This window comes from Serratia sp. CY29653, from assembly GCF_052169255.1.
Lineage (GTDB): Bacteria > Pseudomonadota > Gammaproteobacteria > Enterobacterales > Enterobacteriaceae > Serratia > Serratia sarumanii.
Genome location: NZ_JBJNLC010000001.1, coordinates 2,250,927 through 2,271,766 on the forward strand (window position 1 = coordinate 2,250,927; position 20,840 = coordinate 2,271,766).

The following is a 20,840-nucleotide window of genomic DNA, read 5'->3' on the forward strand; positions in this document are numbered from 1 at the left end:
GAACAATACGATGAATTCTCCGTTTCTGGTGACCCCTCAATGGCTTGCGCAACATATCAACGATGAAAATCTGGTGGTGATCGACGTCCGGATGTCGCCGGTGGGGCTGACGCCGAAGAAAGATATGCTTGCCGAGTTCGAACGCGGCCATATCCCCGGCGCGGTCTATTTCGATATCGACGAGGTGGCGGACAAAAGCACCGCACTGCCGCATATGCTGCCGACAGCGGCGGAATTCGCCGCGGCGGCGGGCCAATTGGGCATCAGCGAACGCGATACCCTGGTGATTTACGACGAGGGCAACCAGTTCTCCGCGCCGCGCGGCTGGTGGACTTTCCGCAATTTCGGCGCCGAGCGCGTTTACGTGCTGGACGAAGGGCTGAACGGCTGGATCGCGCAGGGCCAGGCGCTGGCAACCGGCCCGGCGCAGCCTGCCCCGCAGACGTTCAACGCCCGGTTCAACGCCGACGCGGTGGTGGATATGCGGCAAGTGGAGCAGGCATTAGGCACGCCGGTGCAAATTCTCGACGCGCGCGCCGCGCCGCGCTTTTATGCCGAAGCGCCGGAGCCGCGCCCCGGCCTGCACCGCGGCCATATTCCCGGCAGCATCAACATTCCGTACGGCGAGCTGCTGGAAAACGGCCGCTTCAAATCGCTGGAGGCGCTGCGCCAAACCTTCAACGACAAGGGAGTGGATATCAACGGCCCGATCATCACCAGCTGCGGCTCCGGCGTGACGGCGGCGGTGCTGGCGTTCGGCCTGCTGTCGCTCGGCGCGCCGCAGGTCAAGCTGTATGACGGCGCCTGGAGCGAATGGGGCCAGCTGAGCGGCAAGCAGCCGATCGCCCAAGATTAAGTTTCGATCCGCTCGACCACGATCTGCGCCAGCCGCTGCACGGCGGCCGAAGGCTGATCCTCGGCGCGGTGCAGCACCACGCCGAGCTGGCCGAGAGCGGGCAGCAGATCGGGGGCCAGCGGCGCCAGGCCGGGCGGCAAACCCGCCGCCGTGCGCACCGTGACGCCCAATCCGGCGCTCACCGCCGCCCACACGCCGTTCAGGCTGCGGCTGGTAAAGGCGATGCGCCAGGGTATGCCGGCACGATCCAGCGCCTGCGTCGCCGCGCTGCGCATCAGGCAAGGCGCGTCAAACATCACCAACGGCAACGGCTCATCCCCTTCTCGCCAGGGCGCCAGCGCGAAGCCGGGCGAGGCGATCCAGTGCAGCTGCCGCTGCCCCAGCGCCAGATGAAACGGCGTGCTCAAACCGCCATCCCACGCCAGCGACAGATCCAGTTGACCTTTCAGCACCCAGTCGATCAGCTCGGCATTGCGCGCGATGCGCGCCTCGATGCGCACCTTTGGATTGGCGCGCGCGAAGCTGCCCAACACCTGCGGCAGAAACGTCTCGCCGAAATCCTCCTGCAGCCCCAGCCGCACCGTGCCCTGCAAATCCAACCCGCGCACCGCGGCGGCGGCTTCGTCATTGAGCTCCAGCAGGCGGCGCGCGTAACCGAGCAGCGTTTCCCCCGCCTCGGTCATCACCATGCCGCGCCCGGCCTTGCGCAGGATCGGCGCGCCGACCTGCTGTTCCAGCTTTTTCAGGTGAGCGCTGACCGCCGACGTCGAACGCCCCAGCCGTTCAGCCGCCTTGGCGAAGCTGCCCAGCTCGACGCCGGTGACGAAGCTGCGCAAATCCTCGAGATCGAACGTTATTCGCCTCATGCTGACCATCCTGATTTTCTGAACCATCGATAAAAATAATACCGATTTTACTGATAAAGATGGCGTGTCACGCTCTCCCGGTCAACGTCTTTGCGGAGAATCCTTATGCTCGCGATGCACGCAGCCCGCCAAGTGGCGGTTAGTGCGGCTGGATTTATGGCGTGAACCGCCGCAGGCACAGCCGCACAACGGCCAGCTGTTCCGCGTCGGCCATCTGTCCGTCCCCTTTGACCACACTGCGCCGCGGGTTGACAGCCAAACTTGATATTGATAATCATTATCAACATTAAACATTCATTTGCGGTTCGCGGGATGCGGGCCGCTCTCCGGGGTCAACCGCCATGCCGTCATCACCGATCACACCTTACGCCACCACCTGCTGCATCGTGGGGGGCGGCCCCGCCGGGCTGATGCTCGGCTATCTGCTGGCGCGGGCGGGGATCGACGTGACGGTGCTGGAGAAGCACGCCGACTTCCTGCGCGATTTTCGCGGTGACACCATTCACCCGTCGACGCTGGAAGTCATGCACCAGCTGGGCCTGCTCGACGAACTGCTGGCGCTGCCGCACCAGCGCGCCGAATCCCTGCACGCCGAAGTCGCCGGGCGCGACATCAAGCTGGCGGATTTCACCCGCCTGCCGACGCGCTGCAAATTTATCGCCTTTATGCCGCAGTGGGAGTTCCTCAACTTTTTGGCACAGCAGGCCGCCGCATTCCCCCATTTCAGGCTGCTCACCTCGACGCAGGTTCATAAGCTGCTCTACGACCGCGGCCAGGTATGCGGCGTGCTGGCCGACACGCCGGAAGGCCCGATCCGCGTGCGCAGCCAGCTGGTGATCGGCACCGACGGCCGCAACTCGGTGGTGCGCGAGCAGGCGGCGCTCAGCAGCCGCTCCTTCGGCGCCCCGCGCGACGTCTTGTGGATGAAGCTCAGCAAGCAGCCGGGCGATCCGGCCTGGTCGATGGGCCATACCGGGCCGAAGCAGAACTTCATCATGATCGATCGCGGCGACTACTGGCAGTGCGGCTACTCGATCGATAAAGGCAGCTTCGACGCGATCCGCCGCAGCGGCCTGGAGAAATTTTTGCTGCACCTCGCCGAGGTGGCGCCATTCCAGGACGATCGCCTGCAGGAGATCGTCGAGTGGGATCAGGTGAAGCTGCTGAGCATCCGCATCGATCGTCTGGATCGCTGGGCCAAACCGGGGGTGCTGTGCATCGGCGACGCCGCGCACGCCATGTCGCCGATCGGCGGCGTGGGCGTCAACCTGGCGATTCAGGACGCGGTGGCCGCCGCCAACGCCCTGATCCCACCGCTGCGCCAGCATCGGCTGCAGCTGAAGCATCTGCTGAGCGTGCAGCGCCGGCGCGAATTCCCCACCCGGGCCATCCAGTTTTTGCAGATCAAAATGAGCCAGCGCAAGCCGGGCGAACGCCGCGCAGCGGGCGGTTCGCGCCTGATCGCCCGCGTCGGCAACAGCCGCTGGCTGCCGCGCCTGTTCGGCCGCATCATCGGCCTGGGTTTTCGCCGCGAAACGCCGCGGCATCTGTCCAACGAAACCTGCCCTCCGGAATAACATTGGTGCTTTTTTCATCGCACCGTATAATGGTTAAATCGAACGATTTAATTAACTGGAGCGATTAAATGTACGCACTCAGCGCGAACGAGGCCAAAACCCAATTCGGCGATTTGCTGCTCAAGGCGCAACGTGAGCCGGTGCAAATCAATCGCAATGGCAAACCGGTCGCCGTCGTCATGTCGGTAGAAGACTACCAGGCGCTGGAAGATCTCAAACTACGCGCACTGCAGCAAAAAATCGCGCAGGCTACCGCCGAGGAAGACGCCGGTAAGGCGGTAGACGGTGATGCCTTCTTCAACCGTCTGCTCACCGATGAAACCGACTGATATGCCCGCGTTTCGCCTCACCCCGCAAGCCCAACAAGATCTGCTGGCTATTCGCCATTTCACCGTCGAGCACTGGGGCCAAACGCAATCTCGCCGCTATCTTGAGCAGTTGAGAGAGATCATGCATCATCTGGCGGACATGCCGGAAGCGGGTAAAGCCCACTTTCACGATCTGGGCGAAGAGATACGCAGTTTTCCTTACGCCAGCCATAGGATCTACTACCGCAGCCGCCCTGCCGGCATCACCGTTCTTGCCATTTTGCATCAGGCGATGGTGCCCCACCGGCATCTGGAACAACGGCTGTAACTTTTCTTACTCAAAGGGGCACTGATGTTCACCGTCCGTCAGGCATTGCTGGAAGATTTAACCCAGGTGCGCGATATCGGCATCCGCACCTATCGCGCGCACTTCGGTGAGCTGTGGCGCTACCCGCACGAGCTGGAGGCCTTTCTGGCCGAGGATTTTGCCGTCTCCGCGCTGGAACGGACGCTGCGCGATCCCGACGTGTGCTGGCTGTTGGCCTATGAGGATGACGCCCTGGTCGGCTATGCGCGGCTCAACGTCGACAGCTTGCTGGCGCCAACGCAAACCTGCGGCGCAGAGCTGCAGAAAATCTATTTCCTGCCGGGCCATGCCGGAAACGGCTATGGCCAGCGCCTGTTCGAACAGGTGCAGCAGCGGGCCATCGAGCGCCGGCAGAAGACGCTGTGGCTGGAGGTGCTGCAACGCAACACCGGCGCCCAACGCTTTTATCAGCGCCAGGGATTGAGCATTTGTGGCGAGACCTGCTACACCAGCGCCCAGGGCTCGATAGGCATCTGGTATATGAGCAAGGCGCTGTAACCGCGCCCCGCTCCGCCTTCGTTTAGCGCGGCTCCCGCTGCAGCATCAGGAACAGCAAGGCAAACGCATTGGGCGCCAGGTAGATCAGTGCCCCCAGCTGCACCGCCAGCGGATCCTGCTTGGCCTGCCAGGCCATAAACCAGTCGCCGGCGACCACCATAAAGCCGACGCCCCACACCGCGATCGCGCAAAGCGCCCCCAGCATCGCCCAGATTTTGCCCTTGGCGAAGGCGGCGTAAGGGCCTTTAAATCGCCCGATCATCAGCACCACGCCTGCGGCCGCGAATAGGCCTGCCAGCGTTTCCAGCGAGGTGATGACAGCCAACCCCAACATGCAGGCCCAGTCGGCGCCGATCGCGCGCCACATCAACCCCGGCGTCTGATAGGTATCCTGCATGGCGAGCAGCGGACCCACCGCGTTGCGCGCGGTGCCGGCGAAATCCGCCGTATTGTTCAACAGGCTGAACAGCCCCCACAGGGCCGGAAACAGGGACAGGACGATGCAACCGAGGCGTGACACAGTGATTTCGTTCATGGGTTATCCTTAATTAATAAACTTGCGGCTTCCGCCCTCATGGCGGTGCCGCAGTCGAGATCCTGAGAGTTTGACGTGCACAATGTAAGAACTAATCTTACAATGACGCAGCATAGCCGAAAGTGAGGGGGAACAATGGGCAGAACATTAACGGTTGATCTGGGTGACGAACTGCGTAGCTTCGTCGAAGACCTGGTGGCCAGCGGCGATTACCGCACGCCCAGCGAAGTCATCCGCGAATCCGTGCGCACTTTGCGCGAACGTACCGCCGCCTCAAAACTGGAAGAGCTTAGGCGCCTGATTGCCGAAGGAGAGCACAGCGGCGAAGCCGTCGAATGGGATCGTGATGTGTTCATGGAAAGAATACGGAGCAAAGCAAAAGGATGCGCAGGAAAGTAACCGTCCGCCCAAAAGCCTTGGCGATATGGAAGAGATCTATTTTTACGGATTGGCGCACTTTGGCTTACAGGTGGCCGAAGATTATCTGCGCCACCTGCATCAGGCTTTCGATAACCTTAGCCACCCCCAACTCGGCAGAAACATCGATGCAATCGGCCCCGGCCTAGGGGTATTGCCCGTCGCCAACCACCTGATTTCTTTTCGTCAGCACAGGCGGGAGGTGAATATCATCAGAGTGCTGAATCATTCCCGCGATCCGCTCAGCCGATCCTTTTTCAGCTGATCCAACGTCAAATCGCCACCAGCCCGCGTACGCCGTCCTGTTCCATATTGCTGCCGGCGCCGCGCTGCACGATGCTGCCGCGCGACATCACCAGATAGCTGTCCGCCAGGTCGGCGGCAAAGTCATAGAACTGTTCCACCAGCAGGATCGCCATATCGCCCTTCGCCGCCAGCTGTTTGATCACCGCGCCGATCTCCTTGATCACCGAAGGCTGGATCCCTTCCGTCGGCTCGTCGAGGATCAGCAGCTGCGGCCGGCAGGCCAGCGCCCGGCCGATCGCCAACTGCTGCTGCTGCCCGCCGGAGAGATCGCCGCCGCGCCGATCCTTCATTTGCCGCAGCACCGGAAACAGTTCATAGATCGGATCCGGCACCGTGCGCGCGCCGGCGCCGGAAAAACGCGCCAGCCCCATCAGCAGATTTTCCTCCACCGTCAGGCGCGGAAAAATCTCCCGCCCCTGCGGCACATAGGCGATGCCCGCCTGCACCCGCTGATGCGGCTTTTTACCGGTGATGGTTTCGCCCCGCCAACGGACGCTGCCGCTGCGCGCCGGGATCAGCCCCATCAGGCATTTCAGCAGCGTGGTCTTGCCCACGCCATTGCGCCCCAGCAGGCAGGTCACCTCGCCGATGCGCGCCTCGAACGACAGGCCGCGCAGAATGTGGCTGCCGCCGTAATACTGATTCAATTCCTCTACCTGCAGCATGATTACGCCTCCTCAGCGCCCCAGATATACCTCAATCACCCGTTCATCGGCCTGCACCTGCGCCAGCGATCCTTCCGCCAGCACCTGTCCCTGATGCAGCACCGTCACGCGATCGGCAATGGTTTCCACAAACCCCATGTCGTGCTCCACCACCATCAGCGAATGCTTGCCCGCCAGCTCGCGGAACAGTTCAGCGGTGTAGTCGGTTTCAGCGTCGGTCATGCCGGCCGCCGGCTCGTCGAGCAACAGCAGGTGCGGTTCCTGCACCAGCAGCATGCCGATCTCGAGAAACTGTTTCTGCCCGTGGGACAGCAGCCCGGCGGGCCGGTGGCGTTCATGCCCCAGCCGCAGGGTCTTCAGCATCTCGTCGATGCGGTCGCGCTGCTCGCTGCTCAGGCGGGCGCGCAGGCAGGCCCACACCGACTTGCGGGTTTTCTGCGCGATCTCCAGATTTTCGAACACCGTCAGCGCCTCGAACACCGTCGGTTTTTGAAACTTGCGGCCGATGCCGGCGTGGGCGATCTGCATCGGCGCCAGCCGGGTCAGATCGACGGTCTGATCGTAAAACACCCTGCCGCTGTCCGGCCGGGTCTTGCCGGTGATCACATCCATCAGCGTGGTCTTGCCGGCGCCGTTGGGGCCGATCACGCAGCGCAGTTCGCCGACTCCAATGCGCAGCGACAGATCGGTCAGCGCGCGAAAACCGTCGAAGCTGACGTTGACGTTGTCGAGCTGCAGCACCGGATCGGTTTGCTGCCGGTATTTATCCGCCGGCAGCGGGTGGGTAAACAGCTCGTCGGTCACTTGCATCGCTTTCATGAGGTTTTCCTCCGGCGCAGCAGGCCGATCACCCCTTTGGGCAGAAACAGCGTGACGACGATAAACATCAGGCCGAGGAAGAACTGCCAGTATTCGGGAATGGCCATGGTGAACCAGCTCTTGGCGCCGTTGACGATGCCGGCGCCGAGCAGCGGCCCCACCAGCGTGCCGCGCCCGCCGAGCGCCACCCAGATGGCGGCCTCGATCGAGTTGGTCGGCGACATTTCGCCGGGGTTGATGATGCCGACCTGCGGCACATAGAGCGCGCCGGCCAGCCCGCACAGCACCGCCGACAGCGTCCAGACGAACAGCTTGAAGCCCTTCGGATCGTAGCCGCAGAAGGTCAGCCGGTTTTCCGCATCGCGCACCGCGGTCAGCACCCGGCCGAACTTGCTGCGCGCCAGCGCAAAGCCGATGGCCAGGCTGGCGGCCAGCAGCAGCACCGTCGCCAGGAACAGCGCCACCCGCGTGCCGGCGGCGGTGATGGGAAAGCCGAGCAGCGTGGTGAAACCGGTAAAGCCGTTATTGCCGCCGAAGCCGGTTTCGTTGCGAAAGAACAGCAGCATGCCGGCATAGGTCAGCGCCTGGGTCATGATCGAGAAATACACCCCTTTGATTTTCGAGCGAAAGGCGAAATAGCCGAACAGAAAGGCCAGCAGGCCCGGCACCAGCACGATCAGGCACAGCGCCCAGGCGAAATGCTGGGTGCCGCTCCAGAACCACGGCAGCTCATTCCAGGAGAGGAATGCCATAAACGCCGGCAGCCCGTCGCCCGCCGCCTGCCGCATCAGGTACATGCCCATGGCGTAGCCGCCGAGCGCGAAGAACAGCCCGTGGCCGAGCGACAGCAGCCCGGCATAGCCCCACACCAGATCGAGCGCCACCGCCACCACCGCGTAGCACAGGATCTTGCCCGCCAGCGTCAGGGTATAGGTGGACACCGCCAGCGGATGATCCGCCGGCAACAGCGTCATGAACGGCATCACCAGCAGCGCCAGCAACGCCAACCCGCCGATGCTCAACGCCAGCCGGGGCGCTTTCTGCACGCCGGTTACGGTCAATGGTTGGCTCATCAGTCAATCACCCTGCCCTTAAGGGCGAACAGCCCCTGCGGACGCTTTTGAATAAACAGAACGATCAGCACCAGGATCAGGATCTTGCCCAGCACGGCGCCGATCTGCGGTTCGAGGATCTTATTGACGATGCCGAGGCCAAAGGCCGCAGCCACCGTCCCCGCCAGCTGGCCGACGCCACCGAGCACCACCACCAGGAACGAGTCGATGATGTAGCCTTGCCCCAGCTCCGGCCCGACGTTGCCCAGCTGCGACAGCGCCACCCCGCCGAGCCCGGCGATGCCGGATCCCAGCCCGAAGGCCAGCATGTCCACCCGGCCGGTAGGCACGCCGCAGCAGGCCGCCATCGCGCGGTTTTGCGTCACCGCGCGCACGTTCATGCCGAGCCGGGTTTTGTTCAGCAGCAGCCAGGTCAACGCCAGCACCAGCAGCACGAACGCGATCACCGCGATGCGGTTCCACGGCAACACCAGGTTCGGCAACAGCTGCACGCCGCCCGACAGCCACGCCGGGTTGGCGACCTCGACGTTCTGCGCGCCGAACAGCACCCGCACCAGCTGGATCAGTACCAGGCTGATGCCCCAGGTAGCCAGCAGGGTTTCCAGCGGCCGGCCGTACAGGTGGCGGATCACCGTGCGCTCCAGCAGCATGCCGATCCCGGCGGTGATGGCGAACGCCACCGGCAGCGCCGCCAACGGATAGAGCGCCAGCCACTGCGGCGCAAACTGCTGAAACAGCCCCTGCACCAGATAGGCCGAATAGGCGCCGAGCATCAGCATTTCGCCGTGCGCCATATTGATGACGCCGAGCAGGCCGTAGGTGATCGCCAGACCAAGCGCCGCCAACAGCAGGATCGAACCGAGCGACAGGCCGCTGAACGCCTGGCCGAGCAGATCGCCGATCATCAGGCGGTGCTGCACGCGCTGCAGGCTGCGTTGCGCCTCGGCGCGCACCGCGGCATCCGGCTCATTGGCCGCGTCGGTCAAGGCCTGCAGCCGCGCGCGGGTTTCCGGCTCGCCCGATTCCCCCAGCAGTTGCACCGCATTGAAGCGCACCTGCGGGCTGGCGTCGGCCAATTGCAGGTTGGCCAGCGCAATGCTCAGCGCGTCGCGTACCTGTGGGTCTTTCTCCTGCGCCAGCCGCCGGGTCAACAGCGGCAACTGCTCGCCCTGCGCCTCGCGCTGCAGCGCGGTCGCCGCCTGCAGCCGCACCGCCGCGTCCGCACTGACCAACCGCTGCGCCGACAGCGCGTTGGCGATCAGAATGCGCAGCCGGTTGTTCAGCCACACCTTCTTCGGCTCGCCAACCGGGGCCGCCTCACCTTCAAGCGGCAGATAGCGGTCGCCCTGGCGGATAAAGGCGCGCTTCGCCTCGTCGATCGCCACGGTTTCCTGCTGCAGCCCCTGCAGCAACGGCAGGCGAGCGGCGTCCGGCTCGGCCGCCCACGCCTGCAGCAGTTTGGCCTGCTGCGCGCGATTGGCCGCCGCGAACTCATCGGCCGGCCCGGCCTGCGCCAGCAGGGGCCAGGCGCACAACAGCCACAGCCCGACGCGCAAAAAGGATAAAAACGGAGATTGCATCAGCTGCCTCTTCTGTTGGGCCGGCGCGCGTCGAGCCGCGCCGGCGCTGAGTGACGTTACTTGCCGCCTTTCACCGGGTAATCCGGTTTTTTGTCGTTACCGGCGATATAGGGACTCCACGGCTGCGCGCGCACCGGCGCTTCGGTTTGCCACACCACGTTGAACTGCCCGTTGCCCTCGATTTCGCCAATCATCACCGGTTTGTGCAGGTGGTGATTGGTCTTGTCCATGGTCAGCGTGAAGCCCGACGGCGCGGCGAAGGTTTGCCCGGCCATCGCGGCGCGCACCTTATCGACGTCGGTGGTACCGGCCTTTTCCACCGCCTGCGCCCACATGTGGAGGCCGACGTAGGTGGCTTCCATCGGGTCGTTGGTCACCGCGGTGGCGTAATTCGGCAGATTGTGCGCCTTGGCGTAGGCTTTCCACTGGCTGACAAACTGTTTGTTGGTCGGGTTATCCAGCGATTCGAAGTAGTTCCAGGCCGCCAGGTTGCCCACCAGCGGTTTGGTGTCGATGCCGCGCAGCTCCTCCTCGCCGACCGAGAAGGCGATCACCGGCACGTCGGTGGCCTTGACGCCCTGGTTGGCGAGTTCTTTGTAGAACGGCACGTTGGAATCGCCGTTGATGGTGGAGATCACCGCGGTGTTGCCGCCGGCGGCGAACTTCTTGATGTTGGCGACGATGGTCTGGTAATCGCTGTAGCCGAACGGCGTATAGACCTCTTCGATATCCTTGTCCTGCACGCCTTTGCTGTGCAGGAAGGCGCGCAGGATCTTGTTGGTGGTGCGCGGATAGACGTAATCGGTGCCCAGCAGGAAGAAGCGCTTGGCGCCGCCGCCGTCCTCGCTCAGCAGGTATTCCACCGCCGGGATCGCCTGCTGGTTCGGCGCCGCGCCGGTGTAGAAGACGTTCGGCGACATCTCTTCGCCTTCGTATTGCACCGGGTAGAACAGCAGTCCGTTCAGCTCCTCAAACACCGGCAGCACCGACTTGCGCGACACCGAGGTCCAGCAGCCGAACACCGCCGCCACCTTGTCCTGGCTCAGCAGCTGGCGCGCCTTTTCGGCGAACAGCGGCCAGTTGGAGGCCGGATCCACCACCACCGGCTCCAGCTTTTTGCCGAGCACCCCGCCTTTGGCGTTGATCTCGTCGATGGTCATCAGCGCCACATCCTTCAGCGGCGTCTCGGAAATCGCCATGGTGCCGGAGAGCGAACTCAGAATGCCGACCTTGATGGTGTCGGCGGCCTGCGCGCTCCAGGCCAGGCCCAGGCCGACAGCGGCGGCGGACAGCGCAAAAGCTTTGATAAAACGACGACGTTGCATAGTTCAAACTCCTGATGTGTGTGAAATCAAAATCGTTACGCCGAGCGCGCCGGCTGCTGGGCCCGCGCCTGGTGCAACATGTGCAGCGTTATTTTTCGTACCTCTGCCTTGCTGACGGCGATGTGCTCGCCGAGCAGCGCTTGCGCCACCCCGCTTTGCCGCTGCAGGATCGCCTGCAAAATGGCGGCGTGTTCGCGGTAGGTGGCGTCCACCCGCGCCTGCTGGGTGAAATCCAGCCGGCGAATGATGCGGATCTTTTCGGTCAGCTCGCGGTGGATGCGCGCCATTTCGCCGTTGCCCGCCGCGGCCACCAACGCCTGATGAAACTGCTCGTCGTGCTGCGACACCACCTGGCCGTCCGCCAGACGCGGCGCTTCGGTCCAAAAACGGTTCAGCGCCGCCAGCGCGGCCGGCGTTTCCCCGGCCGGCCATTCGCACAGCCGTTTCACCGCCTCTTGTTCCAGCACGATGCGCAGGTCGTACAGCTCTTCGAAGTAGGCAAAATCGAACGGCCGCACCTGCCAGCCGCTGCGAAACAGCACCTCGACATAGCCTTCGCGCTCGAGTCGAAACAGCGCCTGACGCACCGGCGTGCGGCTGGCCGCCATGCGCTGCGCCACGTCGCTTTCGCTGAAGCGATCGCCCGGCAGCAGGCGAAACTCGAAGATGTCGGCCTTGAGCTGCAGATAAATGCGCTCCGCCAGCCCCTCCGGCCGCGCCTTGTGCTCTCCGTTGGTGATTTGCATCTTCGCCCCTCCGTTCAGATCGCTTTTTCCAGCCACAGCAGGGCGTCGCCCGGCCCGACCGGCCGCCCCTGCCGGCAGCTGATGCGTTTGACGATCCCGGCGCGCGGCGCGGTGACCGCCAATTCCATCTTCATCGCCTCGACCACGATCAGCGGCTGCCCGGCCGCCACCGCCTGCCCCGGCTCCACCAGGATCTTCCACACGCTGCCGTTCAGATCGGCGCTGACCAGATCGCCGTCGATGGCGTCTTCTTCCTCCGGCGGCAACAGCTGCGCCTCGGCCTCGTCGTCATCGCTGCGCCAGCGCGCCACTTCGGCGCTGAACGCCTGCTGCTGGCGGCGCTGGAAGCCGGCGATCGCCTCGGCGTTGTCGGCCAGGAAACGGGTGTAGGCGGCGAAGTCGAACTCGCTCTCTTCGATGCGCACCTGCATGCGCCCTTCACGGAACGCTTCGCGCTGCTCGTCCAGTTCTTGCTCGCTGACCGGATAGAAGCGCACCTGATCGAAGAAGCGCAGCAGCCAGGGTTCACCGGCGGTGAACTGCGAGTTTTTGAGAAACTTGTTCCAGATCGGCAGCGTGCGCCCCACCAGCTGGTAACCGCCCGGCGAGTCCATGCCGTAGATGCACATGTACATGCCGCCGATGCCGACCGTCCCTTCGGCGGTGTGGGTGCGCGCCGGGTTATATTTGGAGCTCAGCAGGCGATGGCGCGGATCGAGCGGCACCGCGCAGGGCGCGCCGAGGTAGACGTCCCCCAGCCCGAGGATCAGGTAGCTGGCGTCGAACAGAATGTCGCGCACCTGCTCGCGTTGGCTCAGACCGTTGATGCGCTGAATGAAATCGACGTTGTTCGGCAGCCAGGGCGCCGAGGCGCGCACCGTCTGCTGATAGCGATCCACCGCGCCCAGCGTGGCCGAATCCTCGAACGCCATCGGCAGCCAGACGGTGCGCGTCGGCACCTTCAGGCGGCTGACGTCCCCCAGCGCCCGTTCGCGCGCCAGCAGACGCTGCAACAGGTCGGCCTGGCTTATCAGCCGGCTGTCGTAGCGGATCTGCAGCGAACGCACGCCCGGCGCCAGCTCCGCCACGCCCGATATCGCCTCCTGCCGCAGCGACTGCATCAGCAGATGGATGCGCAGCCGCAGCGCCAGATCGAGCACGTTGTCGCCGTACTCCATCAGGAGGTAACCGTCCCCCGCCTGGCGATACGCCACCGCCGGGCGCCCTTCCGCCGCCGGCAGCGCCGCCAGCACCGCGGCGGAAACGGTCTCCGCCGGGGCCAGATCCGGCGGCGGCAGGGTGATGGCCTTCACCGCCGCCAGCGCTTCGATGCTGCCAAGCTGCGCCTGCTCCAGCGACTGCGCCTGGCGAAAGCCGATCGGATGGAACCGGATGCGGTCGCCCGGCTTCACCTGCCCCACTTTCCACAGCTCGGCCTTGGCGATGGTTACCGGGCAGACGAAGCCGCCGAGGCTGGGCCCGTCGCGGGTCAGGATCACCGGGAAGTCGCCGGTGAAGTTGATTGCACCGATGGCGTACTCGCAGTCGTGCACGTTGGAAGGATGCAAACCGGCTTCGCCGCCGTCCTGCCGCGCCCACTCGGGCTTCGGCCCCGCCAGGCGCACGCCGAGACGGTTGGAGTTGTAATGCACCTGCCAGTCGGTGGCGAAGAAGGCCTCTATCGATTCGGCGGTGAAAAAGTCCGGCGCGCCGTGCGGCCCGTACAGCACGCCGATATGCCACTGATCGCCGTAGTGCGGGATCAGGCTGTCGTCCATCGCCTGCGGCGCGGCGATCGGCGCCGGCGTGGTGCTCGCGGCCAGCGCCGGTTGAGCGATCGCCAGCATGTCCGCCACGCGCAAGGTGCGCCCGGCGTGGCCGCCGAACTGGCCCAGCGCAAAGGTGGAACGGCTGCCGAGATACACCGGCACGTCAAAGCCGTTGCGTACCGCCAGATAGGTGCGGCAGCCGTGCGTGGCGCGCCCCAGCGTCAGCACCTGCCCAGCCCGCACTGCGATCGGCCGCCAGTAAGCGACCGCTTCGCCGTCCAGGTCGGCCGGGCAGCTGGCACCCGTCAGCGCGATGATGGCGTCGCAATGAAAGCGCAGAGTCGGCCCCTGCAGGGTAAACTCCAGCCCGGCGGCCGCCGGGTGGTTGCCGACGATGCGGTTGGCCAGCCGGAACGCGAAGTCGTCCATCGGGCCGGACGGCGGCACGCCGATGTCCCAATAGCCGAGCCTGCCGGGATAGTCCTGCACGCTGCTGTAGGTGCCGGGTTGCAGCACTTCGAGGCAGTGCGGCTGGTAACGCAAATCGTCCAGCAGGCGCGTCCAAACGTCGCCGCGCTGAAATTGCGGCGTGGCGATCACCTGCCGCAGATAATCGAGGTTGGTGGCGATGCCGTGCAAACGGGTCGCCGCCAGCGCCACGCGCAGTTTTTCCAGCGCCTGCGCGCGGTCAGCGCCGTGTACGATCAGCTTGGCGATCATCGGGTCGTAAAACGCCGAGACTTCGCTGCCGGTCGCCACCCAACCGTCGAGGCGCACGTCGGCGGGGAAATGCACCTCGGTCAGCACGCCGGGGCTGGGCTGGAAGTTCTTCAGCGGATCTTCGGCATAGAGGCGCACTTCGATCGCCGCGCCCTGCGGCGCGCGTTGCAACGCCGCCCAATCCAGCGCATCGCCCGCCGCCACCTGCAGCATGCAGGCGATCAGATCCAGGCCAGTGACCATCTCGGTGACCGGGTGCTCGACCTGTAAGCGGGTGTTCACTTCGAGGAAGTAAAACTCGTCGCGCGCGGCGTCGTAAATAAATTCCACGGTGCCGGCGCTGCGGTAATTCACCGATTCGCCCAGCGCCACCGCCGCCCGCTGCAGCGCCTGGCGGGTCGCCGCCGGCAGGTGTGGCGCCGGGGTTTCCTCCACCACTTTTTGGTTGCGGCGCTGCAGCGAGCAGTCGCGCTCGCCGAGCGCCGCCACCCGCCCCTGGCCGTCGCCGAAAATCTGCACCTCGACGTGACGCGCCCGATCGACGAAGCGTTCGATAAAGGCGCCGGCGTCGCGGAAGAACTGCTCTCCCAGCCGTTTGACGCTGTCGTACGCCTCGCGCAGCGCCGCCTCGTCGTCACAGCGCGTCAGGCCGATGCCGCCGCCGCCGGCGGTGCTTTTCAGCATCACCGGGTAGCCGATGCGCGCGGCGGCGGCAACCGCCTGCTCCACGCTCTCCAGCAAGCCGGTGCCCGGCGTCATCGGCACCCCGGCCAACGCCGCCAGCTCGCGCGCCCGGTGCTTGAGACCGAACTCGCGCATCTGCGCCGCCGTCGGGCCGATAAAGGCGATGCCCGCCGCCTCGCAGGCGTCGGCAAACTCGGCGCTCTCGGACAAAAAGCCGTAGCCGGGATAGATCGCCTGCGCGCCGGTGGCTGCCGCCGCCGCAAGGATCTTGTCGATGCTCAGGTAGCTGTCGGCGGCCTTGTCGCCGCCGAGCGCCACCGCCCTGTCGGCTTCGGTGACGTGCGGCGCATTGCGGTCGGCGTCGGAATAAACCGCCACGCTGGTGACGCCCAGGCGTTTCAGGGTGCGAATGGCGCGGCAGGCGATTTCGCCGCGGTTAGCGATCAGTACGGTAGTAAACATGTTCATGCCCCCTTAACGCCGGCGAGATAGTCGCGCCAGCCGCCAAACTCGGTAATATCCGTGGCGCCTTCCAGCGCCCAGGCTTCGCAGATAAACCCCTTCACCCGCCGGCCGTCCGCCAGCAGCAGCGTGCCGATACCCAAGGGCGCCGGAATTTCCGCCACAAACTCGCCGAAACGGGCCAGCGGGATGTCCCACAGCTCAAGACGGATCGCCGCTCCCTGCGCCACACGCGCCATCCCCGGCTTCGGCGGCTCGGTATCGGCCAGCGCGTACAGGCGGTAACAGGGAGCGGTGACGGTTTGCTCCACCCGCACCGCATCGCGCTGCGTCAGCTGGACGTTGAGCGGCATACCGCTGAGGTGAGCGCCCACTACCGCCAGACGCACGTGTCCCGAAGACGGGGCCGGCGCCGGCTGCGGCGGCAATGCCCGGCCGGTTGCCCCGAGCGGCAAGGCGCTTTGCCGTTGCCAGCGCAGGCCAAACGCCGCCAGCGCCCGGTCATGCCAAGCGGGCGCAATCAGGGTGATGCCCGCCGGCAGCCCGTCTTCGCGCAGCGGCCCCGGCAGCGCCAGCGCGCTCAGATCGGCCAGGTTGGTGAAATTGGTGTAAGTGCCGAACTGCGAATTGAACAGCACCGGCTCCTGCGCCATCTCCGCCAGGGTGCGAATAGTGGGCGCGGTCGGCACCACCAGCGCGTCGAACGGCGCCAGCCGCTGGGCGATCTGCCGCGCCAGCTCGGCGCGCAGGTATTCCGCTTTGTAGGCGTCGCAGGCGCTGTAGCCCAGGCCGTTGCCGACGATGCCGCGCACCACCGGGTCGATAGCCTGCGGGCTCGCTTCCAGCACCTGCTCAATCGCCACCGTACGCTCCGCCACCCAGGGGCCGTAATACAGCTGCTCTGCCAGGGTGCGAAACGGCGCGAAATCGAGGGGTTCCAGCGTGGCGCCGCCCGCCTGCAGCTGCGCCAGCGCGCGGTGAAACGCCCGCTCGGCCTGAACGTCACCGAAAAACTCCAGCTGGGCGGGGATGGCGAAACGCGGCGCGGCGGGAATATCCGCCGGCGCGGTATGCGGATCGGGGCGGGAATACGGATCTGCCGCGTCAAAGCCACTCGCCAGTTCCGCCACCTGCGCCGCATCGGCCACCGTCAGCGCGAAGACCGATACCGTATCGTTCAACCGGCAGGCCGGCACCACGCCGCGGTTGGACAACCGCCCTTTGGTCGGCTTCAGCCCGACGATGTTATTGAACCCGGCGGGCACGCGGCCCGAACCGGCGGTGTCGGTGCCCAGCGCAAACGGCACCAGGCCGCGCGCCACCACCGAGGCGGAGCCGGAGCTGGAGCCGCCGCTGACGTAGCGGCTGTCGAAGCTGTTGACCACTGCGCCATAAGGTGAGCGGGTGCCCACCAACCCGGTAGCGAACTGGTCGAGGTTGGTTTTACCGAGGGCGATCGCCCCGGCGGCGCGCAGGTTGGCAACCACGGTGGCGTCCGCCGCGGCCTGATAGGTGAACGCCGGGCAGGCGGCGCTGGTCGGCCAGCCGCCGACGTCGATATTGTCTTTGATGGCGAAGGGCACGCCGAACAGCGGCAGGCGGCTGAGATCGCCGGCGACTGCTTCGAGCCTCTGTGCCAGTTGCCGATACTGCCGCTCGCGCTGCGCCGGGGTGGCGAGATACAGCCAGGCGTTGTCGTCTGAATCCAAATCGGCGACCAGCGCTTCGATCGTGGCGCTGACGCAGGCGAGGCGCTCGCCCGCCGGACGGGTTTGATAATGGTGCTGCCATTCACTGAGGGTAAAACCGCACGTTTCAACAGGGTCGCTCATCGGCTGAATTCCATCTGGTACACAAGATGGGATTCAACATAGCAACCGGCGTGCCAATTTTTAATCTCATGATTTCAATAAATTATAATTAAAACTTATGACGACGACGGCGAACGGCCTGCACCAGCGGCGCGCAGCGGGAGAACAAAAAGAGTGCAATAAGGGGATGATGCAGAGGAAAACCGGGGCGACGACGCTCGCCGCCCCGGGAGGGGGATGTGGATCAATACGCAATATGTTGCAGGCCAGGTTGCTACCAATTTTCTAACGCGATCCTTCTCCAGGTATTGGCCGCCGTGCAAACATAAAAGAATGCGGAATCTGCCGACCATTGACCGACTTTACCGGGGGCGGCGGCCGAAGCGGGGACGGCGACTCTGACACCTATGGGATCTCCGTTCACGTTCGCTGAATCATAAATATTCAACACTTTTATGTGGCCAGTGGAGAATTGGTTATTCGGCCCGCCAATAGGATAAGCACCGTTGCCGGCCGGGTAAATGCCATTATCCGCAACCGTTAACTGCTTAGTGTACAACCCGCTCCATTTGAATGAAGGTTGTCCTAAGGCGGTCGCGATATCCTTCTGCGGCGATAAATCCGCAGGGGAGATGGATACGCCACTGCTGGTCGTATTGTTATTAGCGCCGAGCGTAAACTTAGGTGCAAAACTAATGAAAGAAGCCCCGTCCTGAGCCAACCTGACGCCTGGTTCAAATCCCTGAAGGTTTTTGCCTGGAGAAATGCCGCCAAAGTAATGGTAGTTGGTATTCCCTCCTCTGGCGGCATAGAACAGGTTATCGGATTCACCCTTGATGCCATGAAAAATGACTGGATAAGCGCCAGTGCTGGCTCTGTCCGCCAAGGACCACGGAAGCTGCCTCGGAGCCATATCGGCGATTGCCGCGTTGGCGAATCTTGTCGTATTGCTCATCATGTTATCAAATACAAATGCCGCCGCGATGCCGTTTACCGGCTCTGCCGCCACATTGTAAGTGGTATTACTCACATTATAGAAACCGCCTCGGCATTCAAAAGTGCTTCCATCACTCTGAAGAATGGTTTCACCTTCGCAAGTAAACTGCCCCAAGATGTTATCGGTGTCAGTTCGGGTGAGTTTAATAGCCGTAGCGCCGACGCCGCCGAACAGGTGGATATAGCAGAAACCGTTGTACCACCGCACCCTGTTGGCGTTTCCTCTCAGCTCCAGCCCTACGCCGGCATCCGTATTTGTGCCACCATCGCCCGGATTGCCGGAAACTTTTATCTGACATTGAATTTCGTGGAACCCCACGCCGTGGAAGGAGCTATCCCCGCCATTGCTCTCCATCAATATGTTGGACAGGCCGCGGTGGAACCGGCAAGAGTGAAAATTTACGAACTCGGTAAACGCACCGGCATAGCCGTTTAACAGATGTAGATTCACAAAAAACTTCATAATCAGCAGTCTTTCATGCCGCATGAAGCAGGAACCATTGATCCGATAGCCGGTGCCCGTATATAACGCGCCCTTGGCCGGCGTAATCGTCACGTCGCTGATATATCTGTTGGTATGGATCCCGGAACCGCCTTTCGACTCAAAACACGCATGATCATTAGACGTCGGCTTAAAGAAGAATTTCGTACTAATCCAATTTTCCCCCTCTATCGCAATGCCTTTATCTCCGATGTAGTTTTCTCCCCCTAAATTTAACGTATCCGTAATGTAATAGTTGCCAGCGGGAACATAGAGTTTCTTGTAGCCTTGATTAATCGCATAAGCGATAGCCTGTTTAAACGCCTGCGTATCATCTGTACCAACACCAGCTGTATCATTCCAATCGCCCTTCGCGCCGAACATCTGCGGGGTAATGTGTGCCACGCCTTCATTCGGGAAGGAATACTGAATGAGTCGATTGCCCGTCACCCCAGCAATCGTAGAGAGAATCGATTTAAAAGCGCAATCCCAGACGTTCTTGCCAATGAGGGTCGTTTCGTCAAATGCCCCGCCTAACTCCAGTGCACGAGCAGGCGAGGCAAGCTTAATCACATTCCCTTCAATAATGGCGTTTTTCCCATTCAAAAAGCGGATATAACCAAAACCAGAGTCCGTTACCCGATTGCCGGAAAACACCGTGCGGTCGCCATAGAGCTTGATCCACACCTGGCTACTGGTCCATCCGGAGTTGGTTATTTTGTTACCGGTCATCACGCAGCTATTGGCGAACAAGGCGACCTTACAGTTATTGATAATATTACCTGAAAGGGTCGCCTCCGTTGCGGCAATGCCATTGAAGGCCGACGCCGTGGAGGTACCACAGAAATTTAAAAAGTTATCTGCGATAACAGACTCCGCGACAGAAATATCGTTATTGCCGTGATAGTCGATGCCATTCTCAACGGTATCTTCCACGTGATTCCCAATGATTCGGGAATTATTCGTAGGGATTTTGCTGGGGTTATTTACTAAGGAATAGTCTATCTGAATGCCGAACCTTTCGATCGTTTTGATGTAGTTATTAGAGATATTAATGTCACTGATTCCACCCAGCGCGATGCCATAGCTGGTATTAACAATATGGTTATTGGCAACGGTCAGGTTAGTGAATGAATGAGGCGTGCCGGTCACCTCGTTATTCAGCGTCACCCCGCCCCCTCTTTGCGTGTGCCCTGCCCCTGCCGGTTTCGCAGGCTTGTGCCCGTCGTGAATATGATTGTTCACGATTAATATGTCATAAGCCTCTCTGTTCACGCCCGTTTTCAGCAGGATCCCATCACCCTGGTGATTCGTCAGCTCGTTATTCTGGATCGTGATATGGCGACCTCCACGAACCGCGATAGGTTCCTCTCCCAGATCTTTAAGTAAATTGTTCTCAAGGGTAACGGACGTACAGTCAGAAAGGCCCAAAGCATCAGTATGCATACTGATGACGCAATTTCTCACGGTGAAGTTTTCACAACGGGTGAAAGCCATGCCGGTACACGCGCGAGTGGCGTACCACCAAATAGGATCTGCATCTTTCTGAGTCACCTTTCTCGTGATCCTCAGATCTTCTACGATAAAATTCGACTGCTCAACGGTATTAAAAATGTTGATTTGAGGCGTATCGTCATCCAGGTGAATTTCACCACCGCCATAAACATGGCAGTTGCTGGGGATCTGCAAAGGCTGCCAAGCCGTACCCAGCGTCAATCTATAAACATTCGCCATTCTGACCTGACGTTTTTTTATCGATTTAGCGGCGTCAATAGCCACTTTAGCGAACATGGCGCTGACAGCCTCTCGATCATCGGCCAGACCATCTCCTACGGCACCGAACTGTTCAGGGGTATATTCAGCGAATTCGCCGCCGTCATTGACCTGAACGGCGGTATTTCCTGCGTTGAACTGCTGATCTTCTTTTGACATTTGAGCCATTGAATTACTCCTCTGGATTTGACGTTTCAATCGACATT

18 protein-coding genes and 1 pseudogene are annotated in these 20,840 nt (G+C 62.6%); 8 read left to right on the plus strand and 11 right to left on the minus strand.

Annotation, left to right across the window (positions count from 1 at the left end; genetic code table 11):
• Positions 1 to 10: 10 nt before the first annotated feature.
• On the plus strand, positions 11 to 856 hold the full coding sequence (gene sseA / locus ACJ8HN_RS10815; RefSeq protein WP_193145956.1) for a 3-mercaptopyruvate sulfurtransferase: 846 nt from the start codon (positions 11 to 13) through the stop codon (positions 854 to 856).
• On the opposite strand, the gene ACJ8HN_RS10820 is transcribed toward sseA, so the two are convergent.
• Positions 853 to 1,722, minus strand: a complete 870-nt coding sequence (locus ACJ8HN_RS10820; protein ID WP_033637609.1) for a LysR substrate-binding domain-containing protein — start codon at positions 1,720 to 1,722, stop codon at positions 853 to 855. The two genes, sseA and ACJ8HN_RS10820, sit on opposite strands and share 4 nt — an antisense overlap.
• A gap of 124 nt (positions 1,723 to 1,846) precedes the next feature.
• Between ACJ8HN_RS10820 and ACJ8HN_RS10825 the strand changes: the two are divergent.
• From ACJ8HN_RS10825 to ACJ8HN_RS10845, 5 genes and pseudogenes are all read left to right on the plus strand, one after another.
• Positions 1,847 to 1,987, plus strand: a pseudogene (locus ACJ8HN_RS10825) (DUF4865 family protein); the annotation flags it as partial.
• Positions 1,988 to 2,063: 76 nt separating this feature from the next.
• Positions 2,064 to 3,299 carry an FAD-dependent oxidoreductase gene (locus ACJ8HN_RS10830; protein ID WP_041034061.1) on the plus strand — a complete coding sequence of 412 codons (1,236 nt, stop codon included), beginning with the start codon at positions 2,064 to 2,066 and terminating at the stop codon, positions 3,297 to 3,299.
• A 68-nt stretch (positions 3,300 to 3,367) separates the two neighbouring features.
• Positions 3,368 to 3,628, plus strand: coding sequence for a type II toxin-antitoxin system Phd/YefM family antitoxin (locus ACJ8HN_RS10835; RefSeq protein ID WP_033637606.1), 261 nt, complete (start codon positions 3,368 to 3,370; stop codon positions 3,626 to 3,628).
• A gap of 1 nt (position 3,629) precedes the next feature.
• Complete coding sequence (locus tag ACJ8HN_RS10840) at positions 3,630 to 3,935, plus strand: type II toxin-antitoxin system RelE/ParE family toxin (protein WP_033637605.1); 306 nt, start codon at positions 3,630 to 3,632, stop codon at positions 3,933 to 3,935.
• Positions 3,936 to 3,959: 24 nt separating this feature from the next.
• On the plus strand, positions 3,960 to 4,472 hold the full coding sequence (locus ACJ8HN_RS10845; protein ID WP_442523414.1) for a GNAT family N-acetyltransferase: 513 nt from the start codon (positions 3,960 to 3,962) through the stop codon (positions 4,470 to 4,472).
• A gap of 22 nt (positions 4,473 to 4,494) precedes the next feature.
• On the opposite strand, the gene ACJ8HN_RS10850 is transcribed toward ACJ8HN_RS10845, so the two are convergent.
• Positions 4,495 to 5,007, minus strand: coding sequence for a DUF2165 family protein (locus tag ACJ8HN_RS10850; RefSeq protein ID WP_442523415.1), 513 nt, complete (start codon positions 5,005 to 5,007; stop codon positions 4,495 to 4,497).
• A gap of 135 nt (positions 5,008 to 5,142) precedes the next feature.
• Between ACJ8HN_RS10850 and ACJ8HN_RS10855 the strand changes: the two genes are divergently transcribed.
• Both ACJ8HN_RS10855 and ACJ8HN_RS10860 read left to right on the plus strand, forming a co-directional pair.
• Positions 5,143 to 5,406 carry a type II toxin-antitoxin system ParD family antitoxin gene (locus ACJ8HN_RS10855; RefSeq protein ID WP_033646967.1) on the plus strand — a complete coding sequence of 88 codons (264 nt, stop codon included), beginning with the start codon at positions 5,143 to 5,145 and terminating at the stop codon, positions 5,404 to 5,406.
• Positions 5,354 to 5,689 carry a type II toxin-antitoxin system RelE/ParE family toxin gene (locus ACJ8HN_RS10860; protein ID WP_442523416.1) on the plus strand — a complete coding sequence of 112 codons (336 nt, stop codon included), beginning with the start codon at positions 5,354 to 5,356 and terminating at the stop codon, positions 5,687 to 5,689. The genes ACJ8HN_RS10855 and ACJ8HN_RS10860 overlap by 53 nt, the downstream gene beginning before the upstream one ends.
• Positions 5,690 to 5,696: 7 nt before the next feature.
• Here ACJ8HN_RS10860 and urtE read toward each other — a convergent pair whose 3' ends face one another.
• The 9 genes from urtE to ACJ8HN_RS10905 all read right to left on the minus strand — a co-directional run bounded on the left by urtE (position 5,697) and on the right by ACJ8HN_RS10905 (position 20,802).
• Positions 5,697 to 6,395, minus strand: coding sequence for an urea ABC transporter ATP-binding subunit UrtE (gene urtE, locus ACJ8HN_RS10865; RefSeq protein WP_442523417.1), 699 nt, complete (start codon positions 6,393 to 6,395; stop codon positions 5,697 to 5,699).
• Between the two features lie 12 nt (positions 6,396 to 6,407).
• Positions 6,408 to 7,214, minus strand: coding sequence for an urea ABC transporter ATP-binding protein UrtD (gene urtD / locus ACJ8HN_RS10870; protein ID WP_015377102.1), 807 nt, complete (start codon positions 7,212 to 7,214; stop codon positions 6,408 to 6,410).
• Positions 7,211 to 8,287: an urea ABC transporter permease subunit UrtC gene (urtC, locus tag ACJ8HN_RS10875; RefSeq protein WP_016928582.1), complete on the minus strand. Its 1,077-nt coding sequence runs from the start codon at positions 8,285 to 8,287 to the stop codon at positions 7,211 to 7,213. The genes urtD and urtC overlap by 4 nt, the downstream gene beginning before the upstream one ends.
• Positions 8,287 to 9,867: an urea ABC transporter permease subunit UrtB gene (gene urtB / locus ACJ8HN_RS10880; protein ID WP_197668482.1), complete on the minus strand. Its 1,581-nt coding sequence runs from the start codon at positions 9,865 to 9,867 to the stop codon at positions 8,287 to 8,289. The genes urtC and urtB overlap by 1 nt, the downstream gene beginning before the upstream one ends.
• A gap of 56 nt (positions 9,868 to 9,923) precedes the next feature.
• Positions 9,924 to 11,192, minus strand: coding sequence for an urea ABC transporter substrate-binding protein (urtA, locus tag ACJ8HN_RS10885; RefSeq protein ID WP_025302020.1), 1,269 nt, complete (start codon positions 11,190 to 11,192; stop codon positions 9,924 to 9,926).
• 35 nt (positions 11,193 to 11,227) lie between these two features.
• Positions 11,228 to 11,938 (minus strand): GntR family transcriptional regulator, encoded by a 711-nt coding sequence (locus tag ACJ8HN_RS10890; protein ID WP_033646979.1) that lies wholly within the window; start codon positions 11,936 to 11,938, stop codon positions 11,228 to 11,230.
• Positions 11,939 to 11,952: 14 nt separating this feature from the next.
• Positions 11,953 to 15,573, minus strand: coding sequence for an urea carboxylase (gene uca, locus ACJ8HN_RS10895; RefSeq protein ID WP_442523418.1), 3,621 nt, complete (start codon positions 15,571 to 15,573; stop codon positions 11,953 to 11,955).
• A 2-nt stretch (positions 15,574 to 15,575) separates the two neighbouring features.
• On the minus strand, positions 15,576 to 17,405 hold the full coding sequence (atzF, locus tag ACJ8HN_RS10900; RefSeq protein WP_442523419.1) for an allophanate hydrolase: 1,830 nt from the start codon (positions 17,403 to 17,405) through the stop codon (positions 15,576 to 15,578).
• A gap of 253 nt (positions 17,406 to 17,658) precedes the next feature.
• Positions 17,659 to 20,802 carry a right-handed parallel beta-helix repeat-containing protein gene (locus tag ACJ8HN_RS10905; protein ID WP_442523420.1) on the minus strand — a complete coding sequence of 1,048 codons (3,144 nt, stop codon included), beginning with the start codon at positions 20,800 to 20,802 and terminating at the stop codon, positions 17,659 to 17,661.
• Positions 20,803 to 20,840 lie beyond the last annotated feature (38 nt).